Source organism: Corynebacterium sp. ZY180755 (assembly GCF_054331495.1).
Genome location: NZ_CM135811.1, coordinates 1,971,457 through 1,983,592, shown reverse-complemented (window position 1 = coordinate 1,983,592; position 12,136 = coordinate 1,971,457). Strand labels below are relative to the sequence as shown.

Sequence of the window (12,136 nt, the reverse complement as noted above, 5' to 3'; positions counted from 1 at the left end):
CAAACTCCCTAGCTTTGGCCCATCACCCATCGGTTCGAGCACAATTGACCGCCGAGAATCCCAACATCCGGGTGTGGGGTGACAGCAGGTCGGCTGAGTAAGCGCTGGAGATCCCTGAGCCAAGCGCCGGAGGAAAACGACTCTTTATTCACGCGCAGAAATGTAATGCCACAGTTAGCGGCCGCGTGCATCCGGTTCATGTCGTCGAATGCTGCAGTGGCTCTACTGTCGTACTTCGCTTGCCCGTCGTATTCCACGATCAATTGGTTGTCGGGGAAGAAGAAATCAGGCCGGATAAACCTGTTGATGCCGAACAGCACTATCTCCGGCTGGATGAGGAAGCCACTGAGCCCCGCACGCAGCATGGCCAATCGCAGTCGCGTTTCCATGGGGCTTTCTGTTAATCCTTCGGCTAAGTCGGCGGCGAGGATAACGCGCCCCGCATGGGGTTTGCGCTTGTACACGTTCGCCATTTCCGTTAACTCGGCTGGAGTAACGAGCTTGTTGTGTAGGCAATGATCCATTGCTACCACTGCCTCCTCAACGGAGAGGCCGCGCGCCAGCTCGGCTAGGCAGAACGGCAGACTCGTTACCGGCACAGTAAAACCTTCGGCATGGACGTGTGTGACCCGTGACTGCTCGCCACGTGACCACACAACTCGCTGGAGACCATCCTCCTGTGAATGAGCTTTGGACTTGCCAACCATCACCAGCGGGGTAGCGGCTGTAATGCGGATGGGCAGGCCCAGAACGGTGGCCGCGGAGGCTCCAGTGAGTGCCCCTGCGGTGAGCTTGTCGCCCAGTGCTATCGCCCGCAGGCGGTGTTTGTCATAGTTATACAGTCGCGTCCACTTGCTTGTGTGTTCGTAGTATCCGCGGCGCACACGAATCAGGGTGCCGGCAAGGACCTCAGCGGGTAGTCGATTGCGCTGGGTGCTGGTGAGGCTAGCTGATGAAAACAAGAAATCCGGCCTTTCGCTTGAGAACTCTGGTTACTTGAGTTAGAAGCGGAAAGGGCCGGATCGGTTCCCTAAAGGACAAGGAATTTAGTCTTGATTGACCTGCTTGTGCATGAGCGTCATCTCGCTGACTCCGTAGCCTAGGTGCTCGTAGAATCCTTGGAGCTGTTCGTCACTGGGCTCAAACATGAGCTGTACTTTGGACGCTCCGCGGTCAGCGAGCCACTTCTCGGCGACGTCGATGAGCTGGGTTGCAATGCGCTGGCCTTGGCGGATTGGTTTCGTGGCCACGTAGTACAGTGAGCCTCGGTGGCCGTCAAAGCCTACGAGCGCGGTGCCGATGATCTCAGGCTTGCCCACCACGTCCTTTGATAGTTCTTCGTCTTCATCTACGCCTTCTAGGGCGATCAGGATTTCGCTCATTGGGGCGTCGATGGCTTGGGCCGCCTCAGCTTCAGGATCATTCCATGGGCGTGTGAGTTTGCATTCTTCCCAGAGCGCGACAATCTCATCGATCTGGTCAAAGGTGGCTGTCGTGATGATCATGAATTTTAGGGTAGTTGATGTGGGGAACTTCTTGTTCGCTTTCCGGTGGCGTCGGCGGTCAATGTCGCGTGGTTTCGATAGAGTGGGGTACTACCTTTTTGTTGCCTTTTGCTGCGGTCATGCTGTGGCGCAGTGAGGGGTCTACAATGGGTGCGGTTGTAAGTTTGTTGGGCGAGGAAAGAGAAAAGCTTTTCAATGGCACGTATGCAAGAAAGCGCCGATATGCTGAAGTGCTCCTTCTGTGGAAAGAGCCAGAAGCAGGTGAAGAAGCTCATTGCTGGTGGCGGTGTGTATATCTGCGACGAGTGTATTGAGCTCTGCAACGAGATCATTGAAGAAGAGCTGGGTAAGGCCCAGAATGAGCAGAAGGAGCGCGGTGATAAGCTGCCGCGTCCGTCTGAGATCTCAGCATTCTTGGACAAGTACGTTATCGGCCAAGACGATGCCAAGCGCATCCTGAGCGTGGCTGTGTACAACCATTACAAGCGTGTTCGTGCTGAGGAAGCGCGCGCGAAGTCTACCCGCCGTTCTGCGGAGGATGAGACTGAGCTGCAGAAGTCCAATATCTTGATGTTGGGTCCTACGGGTTCCGGTAAGACCTACCTCGCGCAGACTCTGGCTAGGCTTCTCGACGTCCCCTTCGCCATCGCAGACGCCACCTCTCTCACGGAGGCCGGTTATGTAGGCGAGGATGTTGAGAACATCCTCCTCAAGCTGCTGCAAGCAGCAGATTTCGATGTCGAGCGCGCGCAGCGCGGCATCATCTACGTGGATGAGGTGGACAAGATCTCCCGCAAGTCGGACAACCCGTCTATCACTCGGGATGTCTCTGGTGAGGGCGTGCAGCAGGCGCTGTTGAAGATCTTGGAGGGCACGGTCGCATCGATTCCGCCACAGGGCGGGCGCAAGCACCCTAACCAGGACTTCATCCAGCTGGACACCTCCAACATCCTGTTCATTGTGGCTGGTGCATTCGCTGGCTTGGAAAAGGTGATTGAGGACCGCCGTGGCAAGAAGGGCCTTGGATTTGGCGCTGAGCTGCTGGGCAAGGAAGAAAAGGATGAGGTAGACATCTTTAAGGATGTCCTGCCGGAGGATCTGGTTAAGTTTGGTCTCATCCCAGAGTTCATTGGTCGTCTGCCAATCGTGGCAACCGTGGGCAACTTGGATAGGGCTTCATTGGTGAAGGTTCTTACTGAGCCAAAGAACTCCCTGGTCAAGCAATATGAGCGCCTCTTTGACATGGATGGCGTGGTCTTGGAATTCCAGGAGGATGCTCTTGCGGAAATTGCCGATCAGGCTATCGAGCGCAATACTGGCGCCCGTGGCCTGCGCGCCATTATGGAAGAGATCTTGGTGCCGGTCATGTATGACATCCCTGATCGCGAGGACATTTCCCGTGTCGTCATCACCCCGGAGTCCGTGCGTGGTGAATCTGAGCCGGTCCTAGTAGACCGTGATGAGGACGAGAAGATCGCCTAAGTACACACCACAGGGCCGGTGAACGAGCTTTTCGTTCACCGGCCCTTAGTGTGTGCTTATACTTCGAAGATGTCCGATTCCACGTCGTAGCTAGCAGCTTCTTGGTGTTCCTTATCTGGGGCATCGAAACCGACGCCAGCGGTGAGGTAGCTGACAGCGTTGGTGGATTTGAGGTTACTGGTGAGGAAGGTTAGTACGGCGTCTGATGCCATGCGGGCCATGCCTTGGGTGTTTTCTTCATCCAGAGTGTCAAAGTTGTATAGATTGAGCATGGTGTTGCGATTGGATAGGCGGAATACGGCCATGGAGATGACCATGGTGAATACATCCATCGCAGAAATACCGGGGCGGAATGCGCCGGAATCTTGACCTTGCATGAGCAGTTTGTCCAGTTGCAGGATGACTGCGGACTGGTCCAAGATTGGGTTGCCTTCGCCCACTTTGCCGTAGTGGTGGAGGTTTTCTAGAAGCAGCATGCGCACGGCGTCTGGGTTGTTAACGTACGCGGCGAACAGGGCGTCTGTGACTAGGCGGACGCCGTCCACTACGGGGGTACCTGCGGGTACTTCAATGTCTGCGCCTGCTGGGCGTAGGACGGTGATGGCGTGTTCTAGGGTCTGGCGGTAGAGGCCTTTTTTGTCACCGAAGTGGTAGTGGAGCATGCGTTTGCTCATGCCGGATTCTTTAGCAATGGCCTCAAGTTTTGCGTCTGCGAATCCTAAGGCGGCGAACTTGCGCAGTGCGATGTTGAGTACGTCTTTGGTAGCTATGTCGCCACCGTGGCCCAGTTCATCGCGGTTTCCTGGCGCCGGCTGGGAATCCTTTGGCTGGTGTTCTGAGGCTAAAGAATCGGGCTGGCTCAAGATGTGCTCCTAGGTGTAGAAAGCGTGGGGGTTGGTGGGCAGTGTTTGCAGGTTCGCTGTAGTGGGGCGCGCCACGTGGTTGTGGGCACGCTTTGTCTGAAACGTTACAGCTGGAGATAGCTAAGCGGAATTGAATTTCCATATTGTGTGGTAGTTCGCGCCCAACCTCATCATTTCGGGGGTAACGATGTCTGATTACTTTTGTTTTGCATTCTGAGTGCAACCTGTTTTGGTGGCTTTGTGTGGAATCGGGCATCATGGTGGGAATGTGTGAGAATAGTTGAGATAGTGCCCGATTATCGCGCTTTTCCTGTGAAAACTGACACAGTTATTCGTTTTTAATTCCCTTTGACCTGCAAGAATGCAAAGTGCCCGTGCGGGCATTGCGTGGAGAGACTAGGCTGGTGAGTGGTTTCAAGGATGCTCAAGGCTTCTTGGGCTCAGGCAGTGGGCTGAGCTTAATGTATGGGGTCGGCATCAATGTTGACCGAGTCGCCGCTACTTGTACGGCGAGTGATAAAACGTGGCGCTAAAGGCGCAGAATATATAGATGTTTGCACCGGGTCCCACCCACGGACTGCGGTGCAGGAAAAGGAAGAGACTTTTATGAGCAACTCCGTAAAGAAGATTGCCGTTACTGGTGCAGCTGGTCAGATCGCATACTCCCTCCTGTGGCGCATTGCTAATGGTGATGTCTACGGCAAGGATCAGGCTATCGAGCTGCAGCTGCTGGAAATTCCTGAGGCAGTCGGCGCCGCTGAGGGCGTAGCTATGGAGCTCAATGACTCTGCATTCCCATTGCTGAAGAACATCGTTGTTACTGACGACGCCAACAAGGCGTTCGACGGCACCAACGCTGCCTTCCTTGTTGGCGCAAAGCCACGCGGCAAGGGTGAGGAGCGTGCCGATCTGTTGGCAAACAACGGCAAGATCTTTGGCCCACAGGGCCAGGCGTTGAATGACAACGCTGCTGATGACATCCGCGTTCTGGTGGTTGGCAACCCAGCAAACACCAACGCGTTGATTGCTATGCATGCGGCAAAGGACATTCCAAACGAGCGTTTCAACGCCATGATGCGTCTTGATCACAACCGTGCTCTGTCTCAGCTGTCCGCCAAGCTGGATGTAGACATGACCGAGCTGGAGAAGGTTGCTATCTGGGGTAACCACTCTGCAACCCAGTTCCCAGACCTCACCTACGCGACCGCTGCGGGCAAGCCGGTAATGGATCTGATTGATGAGAAGTGGTACACCGAGGAGTTCATCCCACGCGTCGCAAACCGTGGTGCTGAGATCATTGAGGTTCGTGGCAAGTCTTCCGCGGCTTCCGCTGCATCCTCCGCAGTTGATCACATGCATGACTGGATCAATGGCACCGAGTCTTGGGCTTCCGCAGCTATCCCATCCACTGGTGCTTACGGTATCCCAGAGGGCATCATCATCGGCCTCCCAACCGTTGCGCGTGACGGTAAGTGGGAAGTTGTTGAGGGACTTGAGATCAACGAGTTCCAGCAGGCTCGTATTGACGCAAACGTCAAGGAGCTGCAGGGCGAGGCAGACGCTGTTGCAGATCTGCTGAAGTAAACGCTTCTGTTTTATTGGGCCGCACACTCTTCGGGGTGTGCGGCTTTAATTGTCTCCGAAGTCTGTGTGGTGGCCTTCTGGGGTAAGGAGTGCCCCCGTGCGATCAAGGGAGGTGCGTCATTGGGTGATCTAGGGCACAATGGTCACTACGTCGCCAGTATCTAATGATCGATAGATTTTTTAGGTGCGGTGCAGCCAATTAGAGTACGACCAGTAAAGGTGGCCGTTGAGATGTTTTTCCATGACTGCAAGAAGACGAACGAGAACGCGGGAAAGAAGACCGTGTGGAGTCTTAGTACTGCTCTGGCGAGCTGTGTGCTCTTCCTGACGGTGTAGCCACTAGTGATGCGATAAGCCTGTGGATTTAGTGATGCAGGTAACACTTAATCCTATTTTTACGATTTTATGGATATAGGGAGATCTTCGGATACCCATAGCATTCATAACGACGAGGAGGGTTCACCATGACCGCCAACCACCGTGCACGCACCACCGCCTTAGCTTCTGTTCTGGCTCTCTCTGCTGTAGCAGCTGCGGCTTGCTCTGATGCCCAGAGTGACAACCTTGCCGTAACAACTGCCCAAACAGTCGCTGTATCGGCCGCGGAGACAACCAGCGATCCAACAACTGCGCAGTCATCAGTGGCCTCGCCTAGTGTGCCTGATGCAACGGCGACTGCTGCTCCAGCGGCACCAGGCAATAGCTCGGCCCCGCTTCCTGAGGCGAACGCGGCAGCAGGGGAGAGCGGTCTTTTGGAGCTAAGGGATCATCCTGCTGAGATCAGTGAGGTGGGGCAGCGCTTCACTGTGCTGGGTGAGCCGGCCACGTCGTGCGTCGTAGGAGACGGATGGGGCACCCATATTTGGGCGGTTAATGATAACGCTAGCTGTGAATTCGCAGAAGCGGTGTTCAATACCCAGACGGCAGGCCTGAACGCTACTTATGACAACATCAGGCAGAATTTGAAGCCGAGCATTGAGGTGCGCAGTCCTGTCACCTCCGAGATGTACACCATGAACTGTGAGAACGTAGACGTATACGTTCGTTGCACGGGTGGCAACAACGCGGCGGTTTACTTCTACTAGATTCCTCAACTCATCCAGGTCCGCAGCGCGCAACTCGCTGCGGACTTTTCTGCTGTGTGGTGATGGTTTTTGCAGAGGGTTCCGTGAGGCTTCTTGTGGGGGTGGGTGCATGGCCTTTGGGGAGATTGGGTGCTTTGGGGCAGTGTCGCAGTCATGCGTTAGAATGGCTAACCGTGACTGATCTAAATCGTGCGAATAAACTGCCAGCAAGCTGGGTTCCTCAGGACCATGAGTCCTCACTGTATGAGCAGTGGGTGCAAAAGGGTTACTTTGAGGCTGATCCTTCCAGTGATAAGCCACCATTTTCCATTGTTCTGCCACCACCTAACGTGACTGGTCAGCTGCACATGGGTCACGCATTGGACCACACGCTGATTGATGCGATCGTTCGTCGCAAGCGCATGCAGGGCTTCGAGGTGCTGGCCCTTCCTGGCTCTGACCACGCGGGTATTGCTACCCAGACAAAGGTTGAGGCCAAGCTCATGGAAACTGAGGGCAAGAAGCGCTGGGATTATGAGCGTGAGGATTTCATCTCCAAGGTCTGGGAGTGGAAGCACGAGTTTGGCGGCACCATCCAGAACCAGATGCGTGCCATTGGTGATTCCGTTGACTGGTCCCGTGAGCGCTTCACTTTGGATGATGGCCTGTCGGAGGCTGTTCAGACCATCTTCAAGATGCTCTATGACGACGGCATGATTTACCAGGCAAACCGCCTTGTTAACTGGTCTCCTGTCTTGGAAACCGCGGTCTCTGATATCGAGGTCGTGTACAAGGACGTAGAGGGCGAGCTCGTCTCCATCCGTTACGGTTCGCTTAACGACGATGAACCGCACGTCATCGTCGCCACCACCCGCGTCGAGACCATGCTTGGCGACGTCGCCGTGGCCGTCCACCCAGACGACGAGCGCTACGCCGCGCTCGTTGGCACCACGCTGCCGCACCCATTCTTGGAAGACCGCCAGATGATCATCGTGGCGGATGATTACGTAGACCCTGAATTCGGTACCGGTGCTGTGAAGATTACTCCTGCACATGACCCGAACGACTACGCATTGGGCCAGCGCCACAACCTTGAGATGCCAACCATCATGGACCAGACCGGCCACATTGCGGGCACTGGTACCCAGTTCGACGGCATGGACCGCTTTGAGGCGCGCGTGAAGATCCGCGAAGCACTGGCGGAGCAGGGTCGTATTGTTAAGGAGATCCGTCCTTACGTTCACAGTGTCGGACACTCCGAGCGCTCTGGCGAGCCAATCGAGCCACGCCTGTCCCTGCAGTGGTTCGTCAAGGTCGAAGAGTTGGCCAAGATGGCAGGAGACGCCATCCGTGAAGGTGACACCGTCATTCACCCTAAGGCGAGCGAGCCACGCTACTTCGAGTGGGTTGATGACATGCACGACTGGTGTATTTCTCGCCAGCTGTGGTGGGGCCACCGCATCCCAATCTGGTACGGCCCAGTGGATGAGGCTACCGGCGAGCGCGACATCGTCTGCGTAGGACCAAATGAGACCGCACCGGAAGGCTACGTGCAGGATCCAGACGTCCTGGACACCTGGTTCAGCTCCGCGCTGTGGCCATTCAGCACCATGGGCTGGCCGGAGAAGACCCCAGAGTTGGAGAAGTTCTACCCAACCAACGTCTTGGTCACCGCATATGACATCCTCTTCTTCTGGGTTGCTCGCATGATGATGTTCGGCACCTACGCAGCGAAGAAGACTGCGGAGGTTCTGGGTGAGGGCACTGATTCTCGCCCACAGATCCCATTCACTGATCTGTTCCTGCACGGCCTCGTCCGCGATGAGCAGGGACGCAAGATGAGTAAGTCCTTGGGCAACGGCATTGACCCCATGGACTGGGTAGAGCGCTACGGTGCAGACGCACTGCGTTTCACCCTAGCCCGTGGCGCTAACCCTGGTGTGGATCTCCCCGTGGGCGAGGATTCCGCATCTAGCTCCCGTAACTTTGCTACCAAGCTGTTCAACGCCACCAAGTTCGCGTTGATGAACGGCGCGCGCGTAGGTGAGCTGCCTGCTCGCGAGGAACTCACCGATGCGGACAAATGGATTTTGGACCGCTTGGAAGCGCTGCGCGTTTCCGTGGATGACTACTTGGACCGCTACCAGTTCTCCAAGGCCAACGAGGCCCTCTACGCATTCGCGTGGGGCGAGTTCTGCGACTGGTACTTGGAGTACGCGAAGGTACAGATTCCTCGCGATGTAGACGCCGTAACTGACGCGGAGCGTAAGACCGGTGAAAACACCCAGCTGGTTCTCGGCCAAGTCCTTAACGCTGTTTTGCGTATGCTGCACCCAGCAATGCCATTCGTTACTGAGGTCCTGTGGACAGCGCTGACCGATGAAGAATCCCTGTGCGTCGCAGCTTGGCCGGACGCAGAGATGACCAACGGCGGTGCGGAGACTGATGAAGTAGCCGCACGCCGCATCGAGGACACCGAGAAGCTCATCACCGAGATCCGCCGTTTCCGCGCGGATCAGGGAGTGAAGCCTTCCCAGAAGGTTCCTGCTCGCGTGGACTTTGCCGCCGCCGACTTGGCTGGCCAAGAGGCGCTGGTGCGCTCGCTGGCTAAGGTGGACGCACCTGCAGATGACTTCGCGCCGTCGGCAAGCATTGAGGTGCGCCTGTCCCAGGCAACGGTGACGGTGGAACTGGATACATCCGGCACCGTGGACAAGGAGGCTGAGCGTAAGCGCCTGGAGAAGGACCTAGCTACCAACCAAAAGGAGCTGGAGACCACCGGTAAGAAGCTGAGCAATGAGGCATTCCTTTCTAAGGCGCCGGAGGCCGTGGTGGAGAAGATCCGCGCACGCCAGAAGATTGCACAGGAAGAGGTCGAGCGTATTACCGCTCGTCTGGAGGAACTTAAGTAGTGTCTGATCCACACGATGATCACGAGCGCTCCAACTTCGAGGAGGGCCTAAAGGCGGGTTTTGAGCACCCAGCTCAGCCAAAGTCTGATGACGAGCTGCTCGAGGCCGCCATGGCGGAAATTTCCGGCGAAGCAGACGGACTCGCCGGAATGGGCGAAGTGAAGCTAGGTGAGAATGGCCTAGAGTTGCCAGTTGATCTCAGCCACGATGTGGAGGCGCCGGAGCCCCTCACCATCACCTCAGATGACTTGGCTGCGCTCGCGATCGTGGAGGCGGAGCTGGATACCCGCAACTCTGAGGTGGAGATCGACCCCACCTTGGAGCGCGTGGAACTGCTCATGGATCTGCTGGGCAACCCCGAACGTTCCTTCCCCGTCATCCAGGTGGCGGGTACCAACGGCAAGTCCTCCACGGTGCGCATGATCGAATCCATCCTGCGTGCCTTCCACCGCCGTACAGGTCGCATCACCAGCCCGCAGCTGCAAATGGTGACGGAGAACATCGCTATTGACGGCCAGCCCATCCACCCGCGGGACTTCGTGCGGATCTATGAAGAGATTAAGCCGTACATCGAGATGGTGGATGAGAAGTCCGTATCCGGTGGTGGCCCACGGATGTCCAAATTCGAGGTCATCATCTCCATGGCCTATGCCGCGTTCGCGGATGCGCCCGTTGAGGTGGCCGTGATCGAGTGCGGTATGGGCGGTACGTGGGACGCCACTAACGTGGTCAACGCAGACGTGGCAGTGATTACTCCTGTTGGCTTGGACCATCAGGGCATGCTGGGGGAGACCCTCGCGGAGATTGCCGCGCAGAAGGCCGGCATCATCAAGTCCCGCTGGGATGCTGATGATCTGTTGACCCCTCCGGACAACGTCACGATTGTGGCCGAGCAGGAACCAGAAGCCATGGAGGCAATTCTGGAGCGCGCTATCGCCGTGGACTCCGCGGTGGCACGCGCGGGCAGCGAGTTCGGTGTAGCTGCCGCCGGCCAAGCCATCGGTGGACAGCAGCTGACGCTGCGTGGCCTAGGCGGAGAGTACGACGAGATCTTCCTGCCACTGTTTGGCGAACACCAAGCACGCAACGCCGCGGTGGCACTTGCTGCGGTGGAAGCCTTCTTTGGAGCGGGCGCTGGTCGTCAGCTGGACAAGGACATCATCCGTGAGGGACTGGGTACCGTCCACAACCCGGGTCGCCTAGAGCGCGTGCGTTCTACCCCTGCTGTGTTGATTGATGCCGCCCACAACCCACACGGCGCTAAGGCCTTGGCTGGCGCCCTGTCCTCATCCTTCGCGTTTGACCGGCTGATCGGCGTAGTCGGGGTTTTGGGTGACAAGGACGCATCGGGAATTCTCTCGGCGCTGGAACCCGTCTTCAGTGAGGTAGTGATCACGCAGACGCAGTCGCCACGCGCACTGCATGCTGATGATCTGGCCGAGTACGCGCGTGATATCTTCGGAGAAGAACGTGTGCACGTCACCTACAACCTGCCGGGTGCCATCGAGCTGGCCGTAGAGTTGGCCGAGGAAGCAGACATTCAATCCGGCGCGGGTGTCGTCATCACCGGCTCCGTTGTTACCGCTGGTGAGGCACGCACCCTGTTTGGAAAGGAACCGCAGTAGTGGCTCGTAAAAAGGAAGAAAAGCCAGTTGAATACGGCCCACTGGGCCCTGGCCACGCTCCCGTCAAGGACCCTCTCAAGGGCGTGCGTGGCGTCATGTCCGGAACCATGTTCATGCAGGCCATCTCCACCGGCTTGGTGCTCACGGTGATCCTGCGCGTACAAAACGGTCAGCTGTGGACCACCTTCAACTGGGGCTACATCACGGTACTGACCGTAGCCATGGTGATTCTGAGCTTCTGCCAGAAGTTCAAGTGGGCGATTCCAGCAAACTTGGCTATCCAGGTACCGGCGCTGTTGGGCTTCTTCATTCACCCTTCCATGGGTTTTGTCACCATCTTGTTCATCGCGGCGTGGTGGTACTTGCTGTACCTGCGCAAGAACTTAATTGAACGCATGAAGCGTGGGTTGCTCACTACCCAGCACATGTAAGTCGTGTTTTTTCGCCCCGGCATCAGCTTAACGCTCTGGTGCCGGGGTTTTTAGTGGAGAGTAGAAACAGGTACAAAATTCTAATCTTTGAGGGCTTTCTAGGTCCCAAATCTTAAAAATGTGGCCCCAGAGTTTAGTTTTCTGTCCCACGCCTGATTGCCGTGAGGTCTGAAGCAATCGCGAGGAAAAAAATTTCTTGTCCCTTCGATGTGCACCGCCGCCCACGTAGTACATATGCAGCGGGCATTGACTTGCTGAAAGATGAAATTGTGGGAGTCGTTAGGCGTAAAGACGCACGTTAAGCACTAAAAAATGTTCTGGAATTGTGTTCCGTAAAGGGCAATAAATGCCTATTGTTAGACGCGTGAAAGTAACTATCAAACTCGAGATCCATGCTGACATTGCGGATATCGAGGCGCTAGAGAAGCAAGCACTGCACAAGGTTATTAATGAGGTCCTGTGGGATGACCACGAGGACCGTGCAGTTGCTATTGCGGAAGTGTATGAGGACCTTAGGTACGCAGTGGATGAAGTTCTTGATGTGGACGCTGTGTTAGAGAAGGTCGATTCCATGAGTGTTATCGGCTATCACTCGCAGGTGATTCTGGGAGAGTGGACGGGTGACTCCTTTTGCTCACCGGTCCATGGCAGTTAAAGAACTGCTAATTTA

General features: G+C 56.3%; 10 protein-coding genes. 7 read left to right on the top strand and 3 right to left on the bottom strand.

What is annotated here, in order from left to right:
• Positions 1 to 8: 8 nt before the first annotated feature.
• Together ACXM2N_RS09040 and ACXM2N_RS09035 are read right to left on the bottom strand one after the other, a co-directional pair.
• Entirely contained in the window at positions 9 to 962 is a 954-nt protein-coding gene (locus tag ACXM2N_RS09040) for a hypothetical protein (protein WP_458487967.1), read from the bottom strand.
• An 84-nt stretch (positions 963 to 1,046) separates the two neighbouring features.
• The gene (locus tag ACXM2N_RS09035) at positions 1,047 to 1,505 is read right to left on the bottom strand and encodes a GNAT family acetyltransferase (protein ID WP_458487965.1); all 459 of its coding nucleotides are present in this window, start codon (positions 1,503 to 1,505) and stop codon (positions 1,047 to 1,049) included.
• 195 nt (positions 1,506 to 1,700) lie between these two features.
• Here ACXM2N_RS09035 and clpX point away from each other — a divergent pair, with 195 nt between their 5' ends.
• Positions 1,701 to 2,987 carry an ATP-dependent Clp protease ATP-binding subunit ClpX gene (clpX, locus tag ACXM2N_RS09030; protein ID WP_458487963.1) on the top strand — a complete coding sequence of 429 codons (1,287 nt, stop codon included), beginning with the start codon at positions 1,701 to 1,703 and terminating at the stop codon, positions 2,985 to 2,987.
• 56 nt (positions 2,988 to 3,043) lie between these two features.
• On the opposite strand, the gene ACXM2N_RS09025 is transcribed toward clpX, so the two are convergent.
• Entirely contained in the window at positions 3,044 to 3,775 is a 732-nt protein-coding gene (locus ACXM2N_RS09025; protein ID WP_458491110.1) for a TetR/AcrR family transcriptional regulator, read from the bottom strand.
• A gap of 681 nt (positions 3,776 to 4,456) precedes the next feature.
• On the opposite strand from ACXM2N_RS09025, the gene ACXM2N_RS09020 reads away from it, so the two are divergent.
• The 6 genes from ACXM2N_RS09020 (at position 4,457) to ACXM2N_RS08995 (ending at position 12,121) form a co-directional block, all read left to right on the top strand.
• A complete protein-coding gene (locus ACXM2N_RS09020; RefSeq protein ID WP_458487961.1) occupies positions 4,457 to 5,434 on the top strand; it encodes a malate dehydrogenase in 978 nt (325 codons plus the stop codon).
• Between the two features lie 464 nt (positions 5,435 to 5,898).
• Positions 5,899 to 6,519, top strand: coding sequence for a hypothetical protein (locus ACXM2N_RS09015; protein WP_458487959.1), 621 nt, complete (start codon positions 5,899 to 5,901; stop codon positions 6,517 to 6,519).
• A 173-nt stretch (positions 6,520 to 6,692) separates the two neighbouring features.
• On the top strand, positions 6,693 to 9,410 hold the full coding sequence (locus tag ACXM2N_RS09010; protein ID WP_458487957.1) for a valine--tRNA ligase: 2,718 nt from the start codon (positions 6,693 to 6,695) through the stop codon (positions 9,408 to 9,410).
• 110 nt (positions 9,411 to 9,520) lie between these two features.
• Positions 9,521 to 11,035: a bifunctional folylpolyglutamate synthase/dihydrofolate synthase gene (locus ACXM2N_RS09005; RefSeq protein ID WP_458491108.1), complete on the top strand. Its 1,515-nt coding sequence runs from the start codon at positions 9,521 to 9,523 to the stop codon at positions 11,033 to 11,035.
• A complete protein-coding gene (locus tag ACXM2N_RS09000; RefSeq protein ID WP_458487955.1) occupies positions 11,035 to 11,466 on the top strand; it encodes a DUF4233 domain-containing protein in 432 nt (143 codons plus the stop codon). The genes ACXM2N_RS09005 and ACXM2N_RS09000 overlap by 1 nt, the downstream gene beginning before the upstream one ends.
• 364 nt (positions 11,467 to 11,830) lie before the next feature.
• Positions 11,831 to 12,121, top strand: coding sequence for a hypothetical protein (locus tag ACXM2N_RS08995; RefSeq protein WP_458487953.1), 291 nt, complete (start codon positions 11,831 to 11,833; stop codon positions 12,119 to 12,121).
• Positions 12,122 to 12,136 lie beyond the last annotated feature (15 nt).

Excerpts from the sequence above, each read along its gene's own strand:
- ACXM2N_RS09035 (WP_458487965.1), bottom strand. The coding sequence starts at position 1,505 with ATGATCATCACGACAGCCACCTTTGACCAGATCGATGAGATTGTCGCG.
- clpX (WP_458487963.1), top strand. The coding sequence starts at position 1,701 with ATGGCACGTATGCAAGAAAGCGCCGATATGCTGAAGTGCTCCTTCTGT.
- ACXM2N_RS09020 (WP_458487961.1), top strand. The coding sequence starts at position 4,457 with ATGAGCAACTCCGTAAAGAAGATTGCCGTTACTGGTGCAGCTGGTCAG.
- ACXM2N_RS09015 (WP_458487959.1), top strand. The coding sequence starts at position 5,899 with ATGACCGCCAACCACCGTGCACGCACCACCGCCTTAGCTTCTGTTCTG.
- ACXM2N_RS09005 (WP_458491108.1), top strand. The coding sequence starts at position 9,521 with ATGGCGGAAATTTCCGGCGAAGCAGACGGACTCGCCGGAATGGGCGAA.